The organism is Mycobacterium sp. (genome assembly GCF_036488105.1).
In the GTDB taxonomy this organism is placed as follows: domain Bacteria; phylum Actinomycetota; class Actinomycetes; order Mycobacteriales; family Mycobacteriaceae; genus Mycobacterium.
The window spans coordinates 1-16,112 of record NZ_DASXHW010000315.1 but is presented as its reverse complement, the minus strand read 5'-3'; the positions used below and the strand labels follow the sequence as shown (position 1 = coordinate 16,112).

The window sequence follows — 16,112 nt, the reverse complement described above, 5'->3', positions numbered from 1 at the left end:
GCGTTTGTAGCCGGCCTCGAGCGCATCGAGAACCTCGACGACCTCTTCCCGACTACTAGAACGCATGTTCGAATCTTAGCCAACCAGACGGACACAAGCACACCCCGAGACCCTCGCCTGTGGATAAAGGTCCAACTGTGGATCCATAGGATGCTGGGATGCCGACCCGGATGGCGGCGGTCGACGCGCAGTTCTACTGGATGTCGGCCAAGGTCCCCAGCGACGAGTTCATGCTCTACGCATTCGACGGTGAGCCAACGGATTTCGAGGGCGCCGTCGACGAGGTACGCAACAGGGCGCAAAACTGTCGCGCATTGACGCTCCGCGTCGAGGACGGATCGCCGTTGACCTACCCGCGCTGGGTGTCGACGGTCATCGAGCAGGACCAGGTGCTGCTCCACCACCTGGATGACGCCAGCTGGGGTCGCTGCCTGGACGCGGCGGCCAGGCTGGCCGACGACCAGTTAGACATCCGCCGGGCTTCGTGGCGCATGCATATCTTCGCGCAGGTGCACGGCATTCCGGGCAGCAGCGGCCCGGCCACGGTCGCGGTCATGCAGTTCGCGCACGCGCTGTCCGACGGTCCTCGCGCCTTGGCGATGGCCGCCTGGCTGTTCGGAGGAGCGACTCCGGTACCTGACGTCCCACGGTCGTCGGGGTTCTTACCGTGGCGCGGCCTGGTTGCGGCGCGAGCCCATCGCAAGCAGGTGCGGGATACCCACGCAGGACTGCTGCCGCCGGCGATCGGGGCGCAGCCGGCGCTGTCCACCAATGACCGCCCGACGGGCGAACGTTCCGTGCGCACGCTGCAGCGGCATCGCTCGCAGCTGAAAGGCCCCACCGCCACCGTGGCTGCGCTGTCCGCGGTGTCCGGTGCGCTCTCGGGTTACCTGCGCGACGCGGCCCCGACGTTGGTGGCCGAGGTGACGATGGCCAAACCTGGTGTCCCTCATGCTCATAATCACTTTGCCAACGTCACGGTCGGGTTGTACCCAGAGCTGAGTCAGCAAGCTCGGCTGCAAAGGATCGCCGCAGATTTGGTCAATGCCCGCCGTCGTTCAGAGCACCCGGCGGTGCTGGCCGCGGACCGGGCGTTCGCGGCTGTTCCCGCTCCGTTGCTGCGCTGGGGTGTCAGCCTCTTCGATCCCGAAGTGCGGCCATCGCAGGTGTCCGGCAACACCGTGGTGTCAAGCATTTACCGCGTACCCACCGATCTGCGCCTCGGCGACGCACCGGTGCTGCTGACGGCCGTCTATCCGGGGCTCTCACCGGCGATGGGTCTCACCCATGGCGTATGGGGCGCCGGCGACATGGTTACGGTCAGCGTGCACGCCGCCGAGTCGGCCATCGGCGACATCGACGACTACGTCGCCCGACTCGACGCCGAGCTGTAGCGAAAACGCTTAAGCATCATCGGTTTCGCGGGTCCGGCCGGCGGCCAGGATCAGCTCCTCATGCAGCTCGAACCACACGGTGTGGTACGAGTCAATCAGTGGCCGAGCCAGCCACATCGTCTCGCCGGCGTGGATATTGTCCAGTGCGGTCTGCAATTTCACCGAGTAGTGGTTCAGTCTCGGTAGCTGCGTGGCCGCGGCGGCGATGATCGGCGTGACCCGCCGATGCACATCGTCGAGACGGGCCAGTACCGCCGCGTCGTAGCTGGTGTCGTCGTGTGTGTTGGGCTGGCCGTCCTTGAGCTGCCAATCGGTGACAAGTGCCTTGAATTCGCCGTTGACGGAACGAAACTCGCTGTACGCCGCCAACAGTGCCGCCGCGTCGACATGCGACCGTTCATCGGCGAGCAATCCCTCAAGGCGCCCCCGACCTTCGGGGCTGATCCGCAGCGTCGGACCGTCGAGCAGCAGACCCGAGCCGACGAGCCGGTCGACGACATCAACGAAATCTCCCCCCAGCGTCGCGGCCAGATCGTCACGGCTGACCCGGCCCTTCAGCCGAACCGCCTGCAACACGGTCAACTCGCTCACGACACTCCGCTGAGCCGTATCGCGGCCAGCATGGCCAGCAGCGGGCTGGCGGACACCACATCGCTGTGCCCGCTGGCCATGGCGCCGCGCACCCCGGCCTCGGTAGGGCGATCCAGTCGTGGATAGTCGCCGCGGACATGCGCTCGCAACGGGCTGACTCGCCTTGCGATACCGGCTAATTCGCGTAGCTCAGGCGTGTCGTCCTCCGACCACGCGGACAGCTGCAGGCTACCTTCGCGCACTTCGCCCTGATTGCCGTCAACAGTGACCACCTTGCCGGCCAGTGACTCGGCAACGCCACTGCCACAGCCGACCACGGCCGCCCGGCCCAGTTCGCGGCTGACCACGGCAGCGTGGCTGGTGGCACCGCCGGTTTCGGTGACGATGCCACGGGCGACCAGCATGCCGTGGATGTCGTCAGGGCTGGTGTGGTTGCGCACCAGGATCACGTCCTCGCCGCGATCGGCGGCCTCGATGGCCGCGTCCACCTCGGTGTAGGCCCGCCCTGACGCGATGCCCGGACCGGCCGGCAGCCCGGTGGCCAAAAGCTCTGCAGCCATGCGAGTTTCCGGCTGCAGTGACGGCCGCAGTAGTGCTTCCACATGCGCCGGCGTCACCCGCCGCAGCGTCTCGTCCTCGTCGATAAGGCCGTCGCCCAGCAACTGCAGCGCCAGGCGCACGGCCGCCTGCGCCGACCGCTTGGCCGCTCGCGTCTGCAGCAGCCACAGCGTCCCGTCCTGAATGGTGAACTCAACCTCTTGCACGTCGGCCGACAGTCGCTCCAACGATCTTGCGGCGCTGATCAATTGGTCGTAGACACCCGGCTGCTGGCTGCGCAGTGCGGCGATCGATTCGACGTCGACGGTGCCCGACACCACGTCGTCGCCCTGACCACCCGGCAGCCACTCGCCGAACTCTTCGTTGGCGCCGGTCATCGGATTACGGGAGAACACCACGCCCGCACCGGAATTGGCGTTGATGTTGCCAAAGACCATGGCCTGCACCACTACCGCGGTTCCGCCGTCGTCGTCGAGCCCGTGGTGGGCGCGGTAAGCGACGGCGCGCGGCGAATCCCACGAGGCGAACACCGACTCGATCGCGGCGCGCAACTGCTGGTAAGGATCGTCGGGAACCAGTCCGGTGACGATGCGCTGGTACGACTCGGTGAACCGGCGCCGCGAGTCGCGGGCGAACTCGGCCGACCCCTCAGCGGCTAAGGCCTTTTCGACGTCGTCGCTGAAGCCGAGGTCCAGCAGGGTGTCCATCATGCCGGGCATCGATACCGCAGCGCCCGAGCGCACGCTGAGAAGGAGCGGATGCGGCCCTCGTCCGAAGGTGCGCGAGGTTGCGGCTTCCAATGTGCGCAATCCGGCCAGCACGTCTTCCCAGATGGCGTTGATCGTCGCCTCCGGTTCGGCGCGGCGGCGCGCGCCGACCTCGGCAGTGATGCAGAACGCGGGCGGCACGGGCAGGCCATTGCGCCGCATCATGTCGATGCCATGCCCCTTGTGGCCCAACACCTCCGGCGGAGACGACGCGTCGCCATCCAGCAGTATCACGGGTCGTGTGGACATCCGGATGTTCAGGCTCGACCGCGCAGGAGGCCGAATCCGAAGTCGGTACCGAAACCGCGACGCAGCGCCAAGTGAATCCACAGCAGCGCATAGGGTTCCAAGAGCCGGGCCAGGGTCAGATCTCCGGCGTCGACTGCTTCGAAGCCCAGCTCACTCACCAGCCCGGCGGTCACCGACTTGGCCGCGTCGTCGTCGCCGCAGACGAACATCACTGGGGTACCGGCCAGTTGCGGACCGTCCATCATCGGAGCGCCGATCTGGTTCATCGCTTTGCAGACCCGCGCGGCGGTCGCCCAGTCGGCGACCTGTTCGGCGCCGGATGTGGTGAGCCCGACCTCGAGCGTGCTGAAATCGGGGGATAGCGGGTTGGTCGCGTCGATCAAAATCTTCCCGCGCAGATCCCCGCAGCCTTGTAGGGCCTCCTGCGTGCCCTGCCACGGCGTGCACAGCACCACGACCTCGGCGTCGAACACGGCGGCTTCGTTGGGCCGGACCGCTCCCAGCGATGCGTACTTCGGGTCGTCGGGATTGCGGACGCCGAACGTGACATCGTGGCCGCGGTTCTGCCACGCGGTGCCCACAGAGCGCCCGACGTTGCCCGCGCCAATGATCGCGATCTTGATGGTCGCTCCTTTGCGGTATGTGCGGCTGGCAGGATACCTCTATCTATCCCGTGCCTACCTGATGATCTAGGTTGACGTCTATGAATGATGCCTATGACGTCGGGTTGCTGATCCTGCGGCTAGTGCTGGGTTTGACGCTGGCCGCGCACGGCTTCAACAAATTCTTCGGGGGCGGCCGGATACCGGGCACCGCGGGCTGGTTCGAAAGCATCGGCATGAAGTACGGCACGTTTCAGGCCGTCGTTGCCGCGACGACGGAGATCAGCGCGGGACTGGGCTTGGCGGCCGGCCTGCTGACTCCCATCCCCGCCGCCGGTTTCGTCGCGCTGATGCTGGTCGCGGCCTGGACCGTGCACCGCCACAACGGCTTCTTCATCGTCAAGGAGGGCTGGGAGTACAACCTGATTCTGGCGACTACGGCGGTGGTCATCGCGACCCTGGGCCCGGGGCGGTACAGCCTGGATTATCAGATCTTTGGCGCTTACCTCTTCCACCCCGGCTGGCACGGCCTGTTCGGTTCGCTGCTACTGGGCATCGGAGGGGCGCTCGGCCAGCTGGCGCTCTTCTACCGGCCGCCGGTCAAGCAAGCTCAGTAGCCGCTGCCGATTCGCATGCCAGCACTTCTTCGGCAGCACGCTCCCCTGAGCGGATGGCGCCGTCGACCCATCCGCACATGACGGCCGAGCTCTCCGTCCCGGCCCAGTGGATGCGGCCGCACGGTGGGCGCAGTGCATGTCCGAACTCGGTGAGCACGCCCGGTGGCGCGTGGCTGATCATCCCGCCACCGGAATAGCGCTCTTTAGTCCAATCTTGCTCATGGAACTCGACGGGCGAGCCGGCCTTGCTGCCGAACCGGTCGACCAGTTCACGCACGACGGTCGCTTTGCGCTCGGCCTCATCAAGGCGTCCCAGGTCGCGCGCGGCGCGTCCCTCGGTGATCACACACATGATCCCCGGCTTGCCGGTGTCCGTGCACGCGTCGATGGTTAGCGTGGCCGGGCTTCCGGGCCGGACCGACTGGCCGCACAGCCCGTCGGCGCGCCAGAACGGCTCGTCGTAGAAGACGGCGATCTTGGTGATCGCGCCGCCCGGCATCCGTTGATGCAGCATCGAACGGTCCACCGGCAGCATCGGCTCGTAGCTGATCGTGTTTGCGATCGCCAGTGGAATTGTCACGATCGCACGCCGCGCCCGTACCGTCAGGCCATCGGCGCCGACCGTCACACCGTCATCGTCCTGAGCGATGGTCCGCACTGGCCGCGACAGGGCCACCGCGTCGCCCAGTTCGGCGACGATGGGTCGGTAAATGGCACCCATCCCGCCGACCGGGCGGGCGTCCTGGGACCCGCCCTTGCCGGAAATGACAAAGGTGGCACCGCCGATGGTGTCACTACCGGCCGACCCCTGTTGCAGCAGCATCCACAACAAAGACGTCTCGGACGCGGCCGTGGTGTAGGCGCCGGCCAGGGCCGTGTCGAGCATTTCCTTGGCCTGCTTGGACTTCAGGTTCTTCTCGAGCCACTCGGCGATGCTGATGCGGTCCCACTCGACGGCCTTTTTGGCCTCCCACGGGGCTTCGCGGGGAAGCGTCTTGCACATTTGCTCCACCTGCAGCAGGCCAATGCCGAGGTTGGCTACGGCCCACGGGCTCATGGTCCACGGGATCGTCCCGCCGTAGCGGTGCTTCTTGCCGTCGACGATCATCATGGCGTCGCCGTCGTTGTACTGCTTGTATTCCGGTACGCCGAACTCCTTCATCAGCGCATAGATCCGGTCCTGGCCCGGCCCGACCCACGCGCCTCCACGATCAACCCACACCCCGTCGTCGCGAGTCACGGTGAACGTGCGACCACCGACTCGGTCACGAGCCTCCAACAAGACCACCGAGCGACCGGCCTGCTTGAGGCGCAGGGCAGCCGTCAAACCGGCGAATCCCGCACCGACAACGCAATACTCGACATCTGTCATGGCTTATCTGAGCAGCAAGCTACACCGATCGTGCTGCGGAAATCCGAAATCCGGCAACTCTTAGGTGAATTCGCGGGGATGCTCCCGGCTAAGCAGGCTCAATAGCCGGCGAGTAGGGCAGGCCGCTGCCGGTGTTCTCGTCGACCGCCACGCGTCCGCCGAGGTAGGGAAACGCCCGCTGCGCGCAGGCCGAGCGATTGCAGATCTTGCAGCCCGCGCCGATCGGGACGGCGGTACTCGGATCGTCGAGCGCGATCCCAGTCGAGTAGACCAGTTTCTCGGCGTGCACCAGGTCGCAGCCCAAGCCGATGGCGAAGCTCTTGTGCTGACCGAGATAGCCCTGACCTTCGGGCGAAGTGGTCTTGGCCAGCCAGAAATACGAACGGCCGTCCGGCATCTGGGCGACCTGCGTGACGATCCGCCCCGGCTGGGCGAAGGCGTCGTGCACAACCCACAGTGGACAGCTGCCGCCGACCCGGCTGAAGTGAAATGCGGTGGCGGACTGACGTTTCGAGATGTTGCCGGCCTTGTCGGTTCTGACGAAGATGAACGGCACGCCGCGTAGCCGCGGCCGCTGCAACGTCGAGAGCCGGTGACACACCGTCTCGAAGCCGACCTCGAAACGGCGAGCCAGCAGGTCGATGTCGTAGCGTAATTCTGCTGCCGCGCTGTGGAATTCACGATAGGGCAGCAGAAAGGCGCCGGCGAAGTAGTTGGCCAGACCGATGCGTGCGACCCCGCTGGATTCCGGGGTGAGCTGGTCGTCGGTGGCCACGATCGCCGATAGCAGCTCCGGCTGGCTCACCAGCGCGAGCTGGGTGGCGATCTGAAATGAGCGCTGACCCGGCAACAACCACTGCGCTATCCGCAGCACCTTGGTCTCCGGGTCATACGAGCGCTTGGCGTGCGCGGGAAGATAGGCGTCGACTACCACCCGCACGCCGAACCGTTCCTGCATCAGCGCCGCCAGCTGGACGTCCAGGCCGCCCACGGTCATCCCGCTCCGGATGAACATCTGCTCGGCCGCGATGTCGAGCTCGCCGATGTAGTTGTTGCGGTCGTAAAAGAAGTCCCGCACTTCCTCGAACGGCATCGGCCGCTCCACGGGCAGCGACGTCTCGGTCGTCGCGTGCGAGCGATAGGCCTCCAGTTCGTCGGTGGCGTCCCGCAGTCGCCGGTAGACGGTGACCAGGTTGCGGCCCACCTCGGGCATCCGTGCCACCAATTCTTCGATGTGCATCGAGCTGACGGAGTCGTCGGGTGCGGTGGCAGTGAACACGTCGGAGAGGTCGGCAACCAGGCGGGCGTCGGAGTCGGTCGAGAAGTAATTCGACGGCAGGTCGAATCGCTCCGCGAGGGCGACCAGGACCGGCACCGTGATCGGCCGCTGGTCGTTTTCCAGCTGGTTCACGTAGCTGGTGGACAGATTCAGCGTCCGGGCCAACGCTGCCTGGCTCAGGTTGCGCTCGTTTCGCAGCCGCCGCAGCCGGGCACCCGAAAAGATCTTCGCCACGCGTTGAGACTACTCCGCGATGGCTTACACAACATTCGCAATTTGCGGCGAATCAGGACGCAAAAATACGCATGTACAGGTACTTTCCCTAACCGCCAAATTTGCATATTGTGCGAATTATGTTGATCCATGAGGTGCGGACCCACCGTAGCGCCGACGACTTCCCGATCACCGAGCACCTGGCCTACAAGATCGCGCAGGTTGCCGCCGACCCGGTCCCGGTAGCTCTGGAGACCGAGGCCATGGTGATCAACCGGATCATCGACAACGGCGCGGTCAGCGCTGCGTCGGTGCTGCGAAGACCGGTCACCACCGCCCGGCACCAGGCGTTGGCGCAGCGGGCCCGTCCGGGCGCGACGGTGTTCGGTGTCGACGGCAGTTACTCGGCCGAGTGGGCGGCCTGGGCTAATGGCGTCGCGGTGCGCGAGCTGGACTACCACGACACCTTTCTGGCCGCCGAGTACTCGCACCCCGGCGACAACATCCCGCCGCTGGTCGCGGTTGCCCAGCAGCTCGGTGTGCGCGGCAACGACCTGATTCGCGGTCTGGCGACGGCGTACGAGATTCAGATCGACTTGGTCAAGGGGATATGCCTGCACGAGCACAAAATCGACCACGTCGCGCACCTCGGCCCGTCGGCAGCGGCCGGACTGGGCACCATGCTGCGGCTCGACGTCGACACCATCTATCAAGCGATCGGCCAGGCGCTGCACCTGACCACCGCGACTCGCCAATCCCGCAAAGGATCGATCTCCAGCTGGAAGGCCTACGCGCCCGCCTTGGCCGGCAAGGTCGCCATCGAGGCCGTCGACCGCGCCATGCGTGGCGAAGGATCACCGGCTCCCATCTGGGAAGGCGAGGACGGCGTGATCGCCTGGCTGCTCTCCGGCCCGCAACACCGCTACCAGGTGCCGCTGCCGGCGGCGGGGGAGGCCAAGCGCGCCATTCTGGACAGCTACACCAAAGAGCATTCCGCCGAATACCAGAGCCAGGCGCCCATCGACCTGGCCCGCCGGCTGCGGATGAGCATCGGCGATCTCGACCAGATCGCAACGATCGTGCTGCACACCAGCCATCACACCCATTACGTAATCGGCACTGGTTCCGGCGACCCGCAGAAGTTCGACCCCGACGCCTCGCGGGAGACGCTGGATCATTCGCTGCCGTACATCTTCGCCGTCGCGCTGCAGGACGGCACCTGGGACCACGAGCTCTCCTACGCCCCGGAGCGTGCGCACCGTCCGGACACTGTCGAGCTGTGGCACAAGATCTCCACTGTCGAGGATCCGGAGTGGACCCGGCGTTATCACTCGAACGACCCGGCGGAGAAGGCTTTCGGGGCCCGCGCGGAGGTCACGCTCAAGAGCGGTGAGGTGATCACCGACGAGCTGGCCGTTGCCGACGCACATCCGCTGGGCGCAAGGCCATTCGAGCGCGAGCAGTACATTGGCAAGTTCACCCATCTCGCCGACGGAGTGGTGGATCCTGCTGAGCAGCAACGGTTCCTGGGCGCCGTACAGCGGGTTCGCGAGTTGAAGGGCGATCAGCTGGGCGCGCTGAACGTACGAGTGCTGCCTGAGGTGCTGGACAAGGCGCCGACGATTCCGTCAGGGATCTTCCGGTGACCGGACTGCTGGCGTCCGCATCCAGCGCCGCCGACAAGCGGGCCGTCTTTCGGGCCGGGCTCAATTCGGGCCGGCTGCAACGCTTCCCGGGCGCCTTCTCGCCATTGGTGGCCAAGCTCGTCGCCGAGATCGGATTCGAAGGGGTCTACGTGTCGGGCGCGGTGTTGTCCGCCGACTTGGGGTTGCCCGACATCGGGCTGACCACGTTGACCGAAGTCACCGGACGCGGCGCGCAAATCGCTTCGGTCACCGACCTGCCCACGCTGATAGACGCCGACACCGGATTCGGCGAGCCGATGAGCGCCGCGCGCACCATCACGCTGCTGGAGGACGCCGGGTTGGCCGGCTGCCACCTCGAGGACCAGGTCAACCCGAAGCGATGCGGCCATCTGGACGGCAAGGCCGTTGTTCCGGCCGCCGACATGGTCAAGCGACTTCGGGCCGCGGTGGCTGCGCGCCGCGACCCGAACTTCGTGATCTGTGCGCGCACCGACGCGGCGGGGATCGAGGGCATCGACGCGGCCATCGAGCGGTCGCGCGCTTACGCCGACGCGGGCGCCGACCTGATCTTCACCGAAGCACTGACCGGTCCGGCTGACTTCGAGAAATTCCGTGCTGCGGTTGACATCCCGCTGCTGGCCAACATGACCGAGTTCGGCAAGTCGGAGCTGCTGACCACTTCGCAGCTCACCGACATCGGCTACAACGTCGTGATCTACCCGGTCACCACGCTGCGGCTGGCGATGCTCGCCGTCGAGGACGGATTGCGCGAAATCGAAGCCGCAGGAACGCAATCGGGTCTGCTGGACCACATGCAGCACCGCACGCGGCTCTACGAGTTGCTGCGATACGCCGACTACAACCAATTCGACGACGAGATCTTCAACTTTGATGTGAAGGGACCCAACCAATGACCGCGCCTGTGGCCGAGAAGAAAATCTACAAGGGGCTGGCCGGGGTGGTCGTCGACACCACCGCGATCTCCAAGGTGGTGCCCGAGACCAACTCGCTGACCTATCGCGGTTACCCGGTGCAGGATCTGGCCGCCCACTGCAGTTTTGAGCAGGTCGCCTACCTGCTGTGGCATGGCGAGCTGCCGAGCGACGGTGAGTTGGCGTTGTTCAACCAACGTGAGCGGGCCAGCCGTCGCATCGATCGGTCGTTGCAGTCGCTGCTGGCCAAGCTGCCCGACACCTGCCACCCGATGGATGTGGTGCGCACCGCGATCAGCTACCTGGGCGCCGAAGATCCGGAAGAGGACGACAGCGCCGAGTCCGCCAACTACGCCAAGTCTCTTCGCATGTTCGCGGTGCTGCCCACCATCGTGGCGATCGACATGCGCCGCCGTCGGGGCCTGGCACCGATCGCACCGCACAGTCACCTCAGCTACCCGGAGAACTTTCTGAACATGTGCTTCGGCGAGGTTCCGGACCCGGTGATCGTCACCGCGTTTGAGCAGTCGATGATTCTGTACGCCGAGCACAGCTTCAACGCTTCCACCTTCGCTGCGCGGGTGGTGACCTCGACGCAGTCCGACATCTACAGTGCGGTGACGGCGGCGATCGGCGCGTTGAAGGGTCCGCTGCACGGCGGGGCCAACGAGGCCGTCATGCACGACATGATCGAGATCGGCGACCCGTCGAAGGCAGCGGATTGGTTGCACGGCAAGCTTTCTCGCAAAGACAAGGTGATGGGTTTCGGTCACCGCGTCTACAAAAATGGTGACTCTCGGGTGCCGACCATGAAAGAGGCGCTGATCCGCGTCGCGGAGGCCCGCAACGGCCAGCGCTGGCTGGACATCTACAACGTCCTGGAAAAGGAGATGTTCGCCACCACCGCCATCTTGCCCAACCTGGACTTTCCGACCGGGCCGGCCTACTACCTGATGGGCTTCGACATCCCCAGCTTCACACCGCTTTTCGTGATGAGCCGGATTACCGGCTGGACCGCCCATATCATCGAGCAGGCCGGCGCCAACGCGCTGATCCGGCCGCTGTCCGAATACTGCGGTCAGCCCCAACGCACCTTCGCTGCGGCTACAGCAGGTCGGTAATGGTCTTCAGGCCGGCGTCGTAGAGCACGCCGGGCAACATACCGCCGTCGCACTCGATCGTCGTGCCGTTGACGAAGTCCGCGGCGCCCCCGGCCAGAAAGACGCACACCCGGCCGACTTCGCCCGGCTCGCCCGCGCGCTGCAATGGGACCGCGGCGAAGTACTTTTCACCGGTCGGGTCGTTCTTCGGTAGCACGAACGACCGGAAGTTCTCGGTCATCGTCGGACCGAGCGCGACGCAGTTGACCCTGACCTTCGGTCCCCACTCCTGGGCGAGCGACCGGGTCAACTGGTTGAGCCCGCTCTTGGCCGCTCCGTAGGAGACCAGGGTCGGTGAGCCCGCCGGATGCCCGGCGCCGCTGGAGATGTTAATGATGCAGCCGACGCCGTTCTGGGTAGCCATCTGCCGGTATACCCGGATGGCGAACCACAGTGGGCTGATCAGATTCATCTGCACCGCAAAGGCGTGAAACAGCGCGGTTCGCTCGAAGTCGTCATCGCTTCGCGGTGCGCCCTGAATACGTTGCACCAGTTCGGGAATGCTCTCCGCGTGCGGCGCCGGAACCGTCCCGCCGGCGTTGTTCACCAGGATGTCGACGCGACCGTGGGTGGCCACCACGGCGGCGACGAACGAGTCGATCGAGCGATAGTCGCCCTGGTCGCACACCCGCTGGGAAGCGCGGGCCGCCCAGTCGCTGTCGATGCCGGGGATGGTGTCCAGCGGCGAACGTGAGCAGCCGATGACCGTGGCGCCGGCCCGTAGTAGCTCATGGGCGATGCCGACTCCCACGCCCCTGCTGGTTCCGGTGACAATCGCGATCTTCCCGTCGAGGACGCCCATTCGCAGACCCTTCGTCGTCGTTGACAGTGACTGCCAGTCAGTCATACTGTGCCACGCATGACTAACCCCGCCAAGTTGCGTGTCGTTCAGTGGGCCACCGGAGGTGTCGGCAAGGCCGCCATCGAATGCGTGCTGAATCATCCGCAGCTCGAGCTGGCCGGCTGCTGGGTGCACAGCGACGACAAGAACGGGCGCGACATCGGGGAGATCCTGGGCATCGAATCGTTCGGTGTCGCCGCGACATCCGACAAGGACGACGTGCTCGCCCTCGACGCCGACTGCGTGGTGTACAGCCCGTTGATCCCCAACGACGACGAGGTTGTGGCGATTCTGCGATCCGGCAAGAACGTGGTGACCCCGGTCGGCTGGGTGTACCCGGACCTGAGCAGCCCCGCGGTCGCGGCGATCGCCGACGCGGCCGTCGCGGGTGGGGTGACGCTGCACGGGTCGGGTATCCATCCCGGCGGCATCACCGAGCGGTTCCCGCTGATGATCTCCTCGCTGTCCTCGGCGATCACCCACGTGCGCGCCGAGGAGTTCTCCGACATCCGTACCTACAACGCCGGAGACGTGGTGCGCCACATCATGGGCTTCGGTGGCACCCCCGACGAGGCCATCCAGGGGCCGATGGCCGGCCTGTTGGAAAACGGGTTCAAGATGTCGGTGCGAATGATCGCCGACCACATGGGTTTTCGCATCGAGCCGAACATCAGGACGATCCAGGACATCGCGGTCGCGACCGCCGACATCGACTACGACCCGTTCCCGATCCGCACGGGCACCGTGGCCGCGCGCCGGTTCCGCTGGCAAGCGTTGGTCGACGGCGAGCCGGTGATCACCGCGGCGGTCAACTGGCTGATGGGCGAGGAAAATCTGGAGCCCGCCTGGAATTTCGGCGACCGCGGCGAACGCTTCGAGGTGGAGATCACCGGCGATCCCACCGTGAGCCTCACGTTCAAGGGTCTGCAGCCGGAGACGATCGCCGAAGGGCTGGTGAAGAATCCGGGCGTCGTGGTCACCGCAAACCATTGCGTCAACGCCATCCCCGATGTCTGCGCCGCCGAACCCGGCATCAAGACCTACCTGGACCTGCCGATGTTCGCGGGGCGTCCCGCCGCACGTCTCGCATCCGCGACATGACCAATCTGACCGACATCTCGTTCTGTCATCTCGTTGTCGGGGTGACCGACATGGACCGCGCGCTGGCGTTCTACCGCGATGCGCTGGGGATGGATGTCGTCTTCGAAACCCTGATCTCCGGCGAGCCTTTCGACGCTGTGCTGCACGCGAAGCACAAGCAGCAGGGTCGCGTGGTCGGCGGACTGCTGGGCGGCCTGATGGTCGAGCTGCTGTCGCTGGGCGCCAAGCCCGCCACCGACAAACCGGCCCGCCGCGGTATCACCGGCATCCAGAACGTGTCCCTGTCGGTCGTCGATCTCGACGACACTCACCGCCGCATTCGCGAGGCCGGCTATACGCCGGAACAGGATCCGTTCGAGATCGGCGGAGTGCGAATGTTTTTCGTCAAGGACCCGGACGGAACCCCGGTCGAATTCATCGAGCTGCCCGGTGGCGTGCGCAGCACCTACGAGATGCACCGTGGTGTGCCGCTGCGGATGGGACCGGCGCAGTGAGCTACACCCACCCCGACTCGATGCGCGGCCACGTCGCGATCATCACCGGCGGCGCCCAGGGCGTCGGCAAAGGCATCGCCGCCGCGTTGCTCGAACGTGGGGCAGCGGTTCTGCTGGTCGACATTCTCTCCGAGAAGCTGGCCGCGACCACCGATGAACTCCGGCCGGCCGGCCGCGTCGAACAACTGGTCGCCAATCTGCGCGATCCGCAGTCAGCTCAGCGGATCGTCGCGGCAGCGGTCGACGCCTTCGGTGCGGTGCACGGGTTGGTCAACAACGCCATCGCCACCAACGAGCCGAAGGCTTTCGTCGACATCACCGCTGAAGACTTCGCCCTCGGCCACGACGTCGGGCCGCGAGCAAGCTTCTTGCTCATTCAGGCCGTGCATCCGGTGATGGTTCAGGCCGGTGGTGGTTCGATCGTCAACCTTGGCTCGGGCACGGGCACCGGCGGCGAGCCGAAATGGGGCGGATACGCCGCGGCCAAGGAAGCCATCCGTGGGCTGTCGAAAGTCGCAGCGCTGGAATGGGGCCGGGACAACATTCGCGTCAACGTCGTCTGCCCGTTCGCCGAGTCCGACGGCGTCAAACTGTGGAAGCAGTTCGCGCCGGACGACTACACCAAGGCGGTGCGACGAGTTCCGATGAAGCGCATCGGCGATGTTCGTGACGACGTGGGGGCGCTGGTCGCGTTCCTGCTCAGCAGCGACGCGACCTTCGTCACCGGGCAGACCATCCATGTCGACGGTGGGATCGGCTGCTTCCGATGACCGAGTCGCTGCGCGACCGGCAGCGGGCGCAGATCCGGGCCGACATTCGTCGAGCGGCGTTCCGGCTGTTCATCGAACGCGGCTACGACGCGGTGACGACCGAGGAAATCGCCGCGGCCGCAGGCGTTTCGCCGCGCACCTTCTTTCGGCATGTGCCGACCAAGGAAGAATTGCTGCTGGCGCCCGTTCGATATGGCGGCACCGCCATCGTCAGCCTGCTCGAAGAGCGGCCCGCCGACGAGTCGCCCGACCTCGCGCTGATCAACGCCATCATCACCCGGACCCGATCGTTCGGGGTGGCGGACACCGAAGAGTGGCGGGAAGCCCTGCTGGTCGCACCCGACCTGCTCGGCAAGCTGACCGTGCACCGGCCCGCCGACAAGGAGCGGGCGACCAAGCTCGTCGCCGCACGCATGGGCGCCAACCCCGACACTGACATCCGGCCCGGACTGTTGGTTCAACTTGCTTTTGCAGCGGCCGATTTCGCGTTTCAGCGGTGGGTCTGCCAGTCAACGGCAAGGTCGACGACGAAAGGGCCGACGGCGCTCGACCACTATGTCACCGAAGCGCTCGAGGCGGTCAAGAGTCCGCATTGGCGGGTTTCCCGGTTTGTGCCCCGCCCGCCGCGACGGGCCTAGCAGGCGGCTGGGTGTGACTCGCAGTATGGAGTGGTCCCGGGGAACCGATAACGGTGCGCAACCACCCACCGGTAGACGACGTCTTCGATGAAGTGGATGCCGGGAATCCGGTAGACCACCAACGGGATTCGGCTGCCGATCGCCGTTGAGAGCGCCGCGTTGGCGGCCTCCGCGCCGGAGTAGACCGTGCCCGAAGAATCCAGCCACCGCACCGCATCAAGCAGGCTCGTCGGCGCGACACCGAGCCGTTCGGCGACTCCGGGGCCTTGCAGCGGCTCGGTCCGAATCTTTCCGGTTCGGTCGAACTTCAGCAGTAGATCCTTGGAGCGCGTGCACATTCCACACGCTCCGTCGAAGAACAATGTGCCCGCTGTGGCGTTCATCTCCGATACCCCCTGCTGTGGGCGTGGTCGCACTACCGAGTTTACGCCGGACCGGCGGCGAGCCCGGAAGCCGGTGATCGCAACACTAAGTGCCTGGCGACCGTTTCTACTACTACGCAAAGTAGTAGTCAAGGGTTCCGGCGACCGGGTTTACGAAGAACGGGAACCATCGCCCTAGAACACGTTCTAATCTTGCCGCCATGGGATTTCTCAAACAGGAAACTCCGGAGATCGACTTCGAGGAGTGGAGCAAGGGCACCCGCGCTGAGAAGATTATCCCGATGGCCCGGCACTGGGCCGAGGTTGGCTTCGGTACCCCAGTACTGCTGCACCTGTTCTACGTCGTCAAGATCGCGCTGTACATCTTGGCGGCCTGGCTGCTGGCGCTGACTACGACGGGCATCAACGGCTTCACCAATGTCGCGCACTGGTACGCCGAGCCGATCGTCTTCGAGAAGGTCGTGCTCTACACGATGCTGTTCGAAGTGGTCGGTCTCGGTTGCGG

Annotated in this window: 17 protein-coding genes; 10 read left to right on the top strand and 7 right to left on the bottom strand. The window is 65.7% G+C overall.

What is annotated here, in order from left to right; all coding sequences use genetic code 11:
- Window positions 1–158 precede the first annotated feature (158 nt).
- A complete protein-coding gene (locus VGH54_RS16675) occupies window positions 159–1,394 on the top strand; it encodes a DUF1298 domain-containing protein (RefSeq protein ID WP_331513179.1) in 1,236 nt (411 codons plus the stop codon).
- A 9-nt stretch (window positions 1,395–1,403) separates the two neighbouring features.
- On the opposite strand, the gene VGH54_RS16670 is transcribed toward VGH54_RS16675, so the two are convergent.
- Genes VGH54_RS16670 through VGH54_RS16660 form a run of 3 tightly spaced genes read right to left on the bottom strand, consistent with a single transcriptional unit; the run spans window position 1,404 to window position 4,167 of the window.
- The gene (locus tag VGH54_RS16670) at window positions 1,404–1,985 is read right to left on the bottom strand and encodes a MarR family transcriptional regulator (protein ID WP_331513178.1); all 582 of its coding nucleotides are present in this window, start codon (window positions 1,983–1,985) and stop codon (window positions 1,404–1,406) included.
- Window positions 1,982–3,544: a pyruvate, phosphate dikinase gene (locus tag VGH54_RS16665; protein ID WP_331513182.1), complete on the bottom strand. Its 1,563-nt coding sequence runs from the start codon at window positions 3,542–3,544 to the stop codon at window positions 1,982–1,984. Before VGH54_RS16665 ends, VGH54_RS16670 begins: the two co-directional genes overlap by 4 nt.
- A 23-nt stretch (window positions 3,545–3,567) precedes the next feature.
- Entirely contained in the window at window positions 3,568–4,167 is a 600-nt protein-coding gene (locus tag VGH54_RS16660; RefSeq protein ID WP_331513181.1) for an NADPH-dependent F420 reductase, read from the bottom strand.
- 95 nt (window positions 4,168–4,262) lie between these two features.
- Here VGH54_RS16660 and VGH54_RS16655 point away from each other — a divergent pair, with 95 nt between their 5' ends.
- Entirely contained in the window at window positions 4,263–4,778 is a 516-nt protein-coding gene (locus VGH54_RS16655) for a DoxX family protein (RefSeq protein WP_331513177.1), read from the top strand.
- Here VGH54_RS16655 and VGH54_RS16650 read toward each other — a convergent pair.
- Window positions 4,762–6,150 carry a flavin monoamine oxidase family protein gene (locus VGH54_RS16650; protein ID WP_331513176.1) on the bottom strand — a complete coding sequence of 463 codons (1,389 nt, stop codon included), beginning with the start codon at window positions 6,148–6,150 and terminating at the stop codon, window positions 4,762–4,764. The genes VGH54_RS16655 and VGH54_RS16650 overlap by 17 nt on opposite strands.
- 88 nt (window positions 6,151–6,238) lie before the next feature.
- Window positions 6,239–7,663 carry a short-chain fatty acyl-CoA regulator family protein gene (locus VGH54_RS16645; RefSeq protein WP_331513175.1) on the bottom strand — a complete coding sequence of 475 codons (1,425 nt, stop codon included), beginning with the start codon at window positions 7,661–7,663 and terminating at the stop codon, window positions 6,239–6,241.
- Window positions 7,664–7,782: 119 nt separating this feature from the next.
- On the opposite strand from VGH54_RS16645, the gene prpD reads away from it, so the two are divergent.
- The 3 genes from prpD to VGH54_RS16630 are packed head-to-tail and all read left to right on the top strand — an operon-like array spanning window position 7,783 to window position 11,341.
- Window positions 7,783–9,288 (top strand): 2-methylcitrate dehydratase PrpD, encoded by a 1,506-nt coding sequence (gene prpD / locus VGH54_RS16640; protein ID WP_331513174.1) that lies wholly within the window; start codon window positions 7,783–7,785, stop codon window positions 9,286–9,288.
- Window positions 9,285–10,202, top strand: a complete 918-nt coding sequence (gene prpB / locus VGH54_RS16635; RefSeq protein ID WP_331513173.1) for a methylisocitrate lyase — start codon at window positions 9,285–9,287, stop codon at window positions 10,200–10,202. The genes prpD and prpB overlap by 4 nt, the downstream gene beginning before the upstream one ends.
- Window positions 10,199–11,341: a bifunctional 2-methylcitrate synthase/citrate synthase gene (locus VGH54_RS16630; protein ID WP_331513172.1), complete on the top strand. Its 1,143-nt coding sequence runs from the start codon at window positions 10,199–10,201 to the stop codon at window positions 11,339–11,341. Before prpB ends, VGH54_RS16630 begins: the two co-directional genes overlap by 4 nt.
- On the opposite strand, the gene VGH54_RS16625 is transcribed toward VGH54_RS16630, so the two are convergent.
- A complete protein-coding gene (locus VGH54_RS16625) occupies window positions 11,325–12,182 on the bottom strand; it encodes an SDR family NAD(P)-dependent oxidoreductase (RefSeq protein ID WP_331513180.1) in 858 nt (285 codons plus the stop codon). The genes VGH54_RS16630 and VGH54_RS16625 overlap by 17 nt on opposite strands.
- Window positions 12,183–12,239: 57 nt before the next feature.
- Here VGH54_RS16625 and VGH54_RS16620 point away from each other — a divergent pair, with 57 nt between their 5' ends.
- The 4 genes from VGH54_RS16620 to VGH54_RS16605 are packed head-to-tail and all read left to right on the top strand — an operon-like array spanning window position 12,240 to window position 15,224.
- Window positions 12,240–13,322 (top strand): dihydrodipicolinate reductase, encoded by a 1,083-nt coding sequence (locus tag VGH54_RS16620; RefSeq protein WP_331513171.1) that lies wholly within the window; start codon window positions 12,240–12,242, stop codon window positions 13,320–13,322.
- Window positions 13,319–13,816, top strand: coding sequence for a VOC family protein (locus VGH54_RS16615; RefSeq protein ID WP_331513170.1), 498 nt, complete (start codon window positions 13,319–13,321; stop codon window positions 13,814–13,816). Before VGH54_RS16620 ends, VGH54_RS16615 begins: the two co-directional genes overlap by 4 nt.
- Window positions 13,813–14,586 (top strand): SDR family NAD(P)-dependent oxidoreductase, encoded by a 774-nt coding sequence (locus VGH54_RS16610; protein WP_331513169.1) that lies wholly within the window; start codon window positions 13,813–13,815, stop codon window positions 14,584–14,586. The genes VGH54_RS16615 and VGH54_RS16610 overlap by 4 nt, the downstream gene beginning before the upstream one ends.
- Entirely contained in the window at window positions 14,583–15,224 is a 642-nt protein-coding gene (locus VGH54_RS16605) for a helix-turn-helix domain-containing protein (RefSeq protein WP_331513168.1), read from the top strand. Before VGH54_RS16610 ends, VGH54_RS16605 begins: the two co-directional genes overlap by 4 nt.
- On the opposite strand, the gene VGH54_RS16600 is transcribed toward VGH54_RS16605, so the two are convergent.
- Window positions 15,221–15,607 carry a DUF393 domain-containing protein gene (locus VGH54_RS16600; protein ID WP_331513167.1) on the bottom strand — a complete coding sequence of 129 codons (387 nt, stop codon included), beginning with the start codon at window positions 15,605–15,607 and terminating at the stop codon, window positions 15,221–15,223. The genes VGH54_RS16605 and VGH54_RS16600 overlap by 4 nt on opposite strands.
- A 200-nt stretch (window positions 15,608–15,807) precedes the next feature.
- Here VGH54_RS16600 and VGH54_RS16595 point away from each other — a divergent pair.
- On the top strand, window positions 15,808–16,112 hold a 305-nt coding region (locus VGH54_RS16595; protein WP_331513166.1), incomplete at its 3' end, for a DUF3556 domain-containing protein.